The following is a 4,909-nucleotide window of genomic DNA, read 5'->3' as shown; positions in this document are numbered from 1 at the left end:
CAGGTGTTAATGCTGGTTCTATTACAGCAACATCGACTGATGCAATCAATGGTTCTCAAGCTTATGCTATGAGCAATATGATTGCTAGCTATTTCAGTGGTAATGCTGGATATGATGCAGATGGAAACTGGAGTGCTCCTACTTTTACAGTTAAGGTCTTTGATAAGGATGGTAATGGAGCTGAAAGAGACTATAAGAATGTTGCAGATGCCTTTACAGGCGTAAATAGTTCTTTCACGAATCTTGATAAAAAGATTGAGAATATAGTCATTAATGGGACAGGTGATGATCTTGTTAAGCAAGATGCAGGTGGATTTATTACCATTGGTGGAAAAGTGAGTGGAACGAGGGTAAGTATTGCGAACGTCAATAATGCAGCACGGACTCTTTCAGGTGTTAATGCTGGTTCTATTACAGCAACATCGACTGATGCAATCAATGGTTCTCAAGCTTATGCTATGAGCAATGTAGTTGCTAGCTATTTCAGTGGTAATGCTGGATATGATGCAGATGGAAACTGGAATGCTCCTACTTTTACAGTTAAGGTTTTTGATGAAAATGGTAATGGGGCTGAGAAGAACTATAAGAATGTTGGGGATGCGCTTTCTGGTGTAAGTAGTTCTTTTACGAATCTTAATCAAAAGATCGAAAGTGTGACAGGTGATAGTTTTGTTAAGCAAAATAGCGTTGGGCTTATTACGATTGGTGGAAACAGGGGTGGTGATAGAATAGATATTGCAAACGGTATTAATTTCCCACGAATTCTCTCTGGTGTTAAAGGGGGTGCATTTACGGCAACATCGACCGAAGCAGTAAATGGTAGTCAAATTTATTTTATGGCTCAGGCATTTGCACGTTATTTTGGCGGTGGTGCTGGATATAATAAAGAGGGAAAATGGTCAGATCCTACATTTACAGTGAAAGCCTTTGATAAGGATGGTAACGAAACTGAGAACAGCTATACTAATGTTGCAAATGCGTTTTCTGGCGTTAATAGTGCTTTGGCAGGTTTAAATCATCAGATTGTTGCGATAAAGAATAGCGTTGGTATTATTGAAAAAAGTTATACACCTCAAGATAATTCTTCGGATATTATTTCAGAAGGCTTTCCTTTTATGAGAAGCGCACGTCTTCTAAGAAGCTTACCTCTTATCATAGATGAGGCGGAAAATTCTATGGATGAGGAGGATAATTCAACCACGGTAACTGTTGCTCCTAGTGAAATTTTAGAAAAGTCAACTTATGAGGTGAATGACAATCAGTTTTCACAGATGAGTAACAGGGTAACAGAAGTTGAAAGCAAGGTAAACAGCGTTACAAACAGGGTAACAAACATTGAAAAAAAGGTGGATGTTGCGGTTAGCTATGATACTGATGATAGCGGAAAGAAAACCAATAGCATCACTCTAAAAGGTGTCGATGACAGTGAGCCTGTTTTGATTACTAATGTTAAAGATGGAGAAATTAAAGAAGACTCTAAGGACGCAGTGAATGGTGGTCAGTTATACAAGCATACCGAGGAGCAGATGAGGATTACCCTTGAAAGTGCGAACAAGTATACGAATGATCAAGTCTATGAAGGTGTTAATGCGGCGAAATCCTATACCGATATGAAGTTTGACGCACTAAGTTATGATATTACGAATGTGCGCAAAGAGGCTAGGCAAGCAGCAGCGATTGGTTTGGCAGTGTCTAACTTACGTTACTTCGATGACCCAGGATCTGTGAGTGTTTCATTTGGTGGCGGTTTTTGGCGTGGACAATCTGCCTTTGCGATTGGTGCAGGTTATACATCTGAAGATGGCAAGATTCGTTCTAATTTATCAGCAACCAGTGCTGGCGGTAAGTGGGGTGTAGGTGGTGGAATAACTCTAAAATTAAAATAACACCAGAGAATATGAAAAACTACAATTTAAGCGAAGTTTCGCCCTTGTCTTATCAGACAAGGGCGAATTTATATTATCAGAGTAATATACTTATAAAGTCTCATCACAATATATTCTATAGGAATAATTTTAGTGAGATTGAATTGAGTAAAAAATGAAGCGCTTTAATAAAAATTTTACAAATGCAGAGTAATATTATCATATAAATTGATAGAGTGCATAATTGCACAGTATTTTAAAACTGTACGTTTTATAATTTCATTAATAGAAAATATCCATTGGGGGGATATGCTTAAAGAAACAAAAAAATCTCACTTTTTACTATTTTAATTATTTTCTCTGTACACAGCAGTGGCAATGAAGGCAATGAAACTAAGACTCATTTTGGACAAAACGGAGATACCTCAAACTGACTGTAAAACAGAACCTCTACATAAGTCTATAACGCGTAAAAGTTATGAATTTTTATTATAGAGAATTTTACGTTACATAAATCAGAAAGACTCATTCTGTAAAAATAATTAAATTCATTTTTCTCCTTGCTATTTTGTTTAAAATTCTATAAGACTCATTCTGGAACAAACAGAACAAAAAAATTCTCGCAAAGGGAGGTGCGGAAAGTTATGAAAGAATCACACGATTATCGTCATTTTGCTCTAAAAGCTTTCAAGGAAAATGACTCAAGAAATCAAGAAACAAATCACTTGTTCTTGTGATAAAACCACAATAATCCTATAAAAGTTTTACCTGAACTTATCACGGGGTCTAAATGACCTAAACCTTTCCCTCATAAATATTCACTGTCCATTAAGCATACAAAACGAACTCTTTTATTTCAAATAACTATAAATCACACATCTAACAGTAGCGTACAAATATGTCCCTTTCATTCTCTATTCTTACCCACAAATTCAGAAATTACTACAAACAAACAACTTGCTTAAAGGCAGAATAAACCAAAACCTCACTAACCAAACTATTAATCAACGTTAATCGCAATCTCATCGGAGTTCTAATCTGCTCCTTTCAATCTTTGCGAAAAACCTAAGCTTTATAAAGAACAGACGAAAAACAAATCCTCAAATTACCTTTAGTGCTGAAATATGTCTTTTTAATGTTCTTGATATATTTTTCTTACTTGGAGAATTTATTATGAAAAAATTATGTACCACATCAAAGGCGCCAGTGGTGAATGGTTTTAAAAATTCTTGCTTGTTTTATCAATTACCTTTTATTAAAGCACTTTCAGTGATTGTTTTTTTATCAACCCTTTTTCCTGTTTTTGCTATTGCTCATATTGTAAATGACGTATCAAACGATTTTAGTGGTGTTACAAATGCGCTTAAAGGTATACCACCAGCCTATGTAGTTGGCAGTAAATTGTATAGAGATAGTGGCTCTGCATTTGTGGAGAGGTATGATGCTCCCAAGAACTTAAGTCTTAATATTAAGTTTCAGACTAAAGCTGCTTTTGATACTGCATTTGCAGGTACGGAAGGCTATAAGAATGTAGAAGGTTATAAAAGTGTTGCGGATGCATTTTCTGGCACTAATAATGATTTTGCAGGTTTAAATCATCAGATTGTTGAGATAAAGGAACCCCATGCTATTGGGGAAAAACAAGATAATCCATCTCAAAGTGATGATCGGTATGAGAACACAGACAGCTTTTCTCTTATAAGAAGCTTATCTCGTGAACTAGTCCGAGCGGATGGGCCATCTGAGGATGGTCCATCTGAGGATGGGCCATCTGTGATAGCTATTGCTCCTACCTCAGCAGTAACTAACGTAACTTTTGAGAATAGTGAAGGTAAGACACGGCGTCTTTTGATGGTTTCTCCTGGTGAACTCTCAAAAACGTCAACCGATGCCGTTAATGGTTCCCAGCTTTATATCCTAGGGAGCAGTGTTGCAAAATCTTTAGGTGGTAATGCTAAGTATGAAAATGGCGCATGGACAGCACCTAAATTCACGGTTAAAAAATTTGCATCTGATGGCAGTGTTTCTGACTCGACTTATGACAGTGTCGCATCTGCCTTTGCCGGTGTTGGTGATTCCATTACGAATATTAAGAATGAGATTACAAAAGAAATTGCTGGTGAAAAAAGTGATTCTTTAATTTGGAGCAAAACGGCGAATGCCTTTGTGGCGACACATGGTGAAGAGAATACAAGTAGCAAGATTACGTCTCTTAAAAATGGAGACATTACAGCAACCTCAACTGATGCCATAAATGGTTCTCAGCTTCATACCCTAGGAAGCAGTGTTGCAAAATCTTTAGGTGGTAATGCTAAGTATGAAAATGGCGCATGGACAGTACCTACATTCAAGGTTAAAAAATTTGCATCTGATGGTAGTGTTTCTGACTCGACTTATGGCGATGTTGCATCTGCCTTTGCCGGTGTTGGTGTTTCATTCGAGAATGTTAAAGATAAATTTAATAATATTAAGGATGAAATTAGCAAAGAGATTGAAAAGGACATTACGGCTGCTAAAAATGACGCTTTGTTGTGGGATAAGTCCAAAGGTTCTTTTGTAGCGATACATGGAGACAAGAAAGAAAACAGCAAGATTACATCTCTCCAAAATGGAGATATTTCTGCTATTTCAACGGATGCAGTAACGGGTAACCAGCTTCATAAATTGGGCGATCAGGTAGCAACATATTTTGGTGGTAACGCTAAATATGAGAATGGCACATGGACAGCTCCTACATTCAAGGTTAAAATAATCAATTCTGAAGGTCATGATGAAGAGAAAAGCTATGGTAATGTAGCGGAGGCGTTTTCCGGTGTAGGTAGCTCTTTTACGAATATTAAGAATGAAATAGGCAAAGATATTGCCGATGTGAAAAGTGATTCCTTGAACTGGAGCAAAACGGCGAATGCCTTTGTTGCAACGCATGGATCAGGGGACGCGAAAGCAAATAGCAAGCTTACATCTCTTTTAGATGGGGACATTAAATCTGGCTCGACGGATGCAGTAACGGGTAACCAGCTTCATAAATTGGGCGATCAGGTAGC

Annotated in this window: 1 protein-coding gene and 1 pseudogene; both read left to right on the top strand. The window is 37.3% G+C overall.

The window, feature by feature from the left end:
- Positions 1–1,886, top strand: a 1,886-nt coding sequence (locus tag ACFIML_RS08815) for a YadA-like family protein (RefSeq protein ID WP_375687965.1), incomplete at its 5' end; no start/stop codon positions are given.
- Positions 1,887–3,038: 1,152 nt separating this feature from the next.
- Positions 3,039–4,909: pseudogene (locus ACFIML_RS08810) on the top strand (hypothetical protein); the annotation flags it as partial.

Source organism: Bartonella sp. AC62GZZY (assembly GCF_042196525.1).
Classification (GTDB): domain Bacteria; phylum Pseudomonadota; class Alphaproteobacteria; order Rhizobiales; family Rhizobiaceae; genus Bartonella.
The sequence above is the reverse complement of the archived record's forward strand: the minus strand, read 5'-3'. Positions and strand labels throughout refer to the sequence as shown.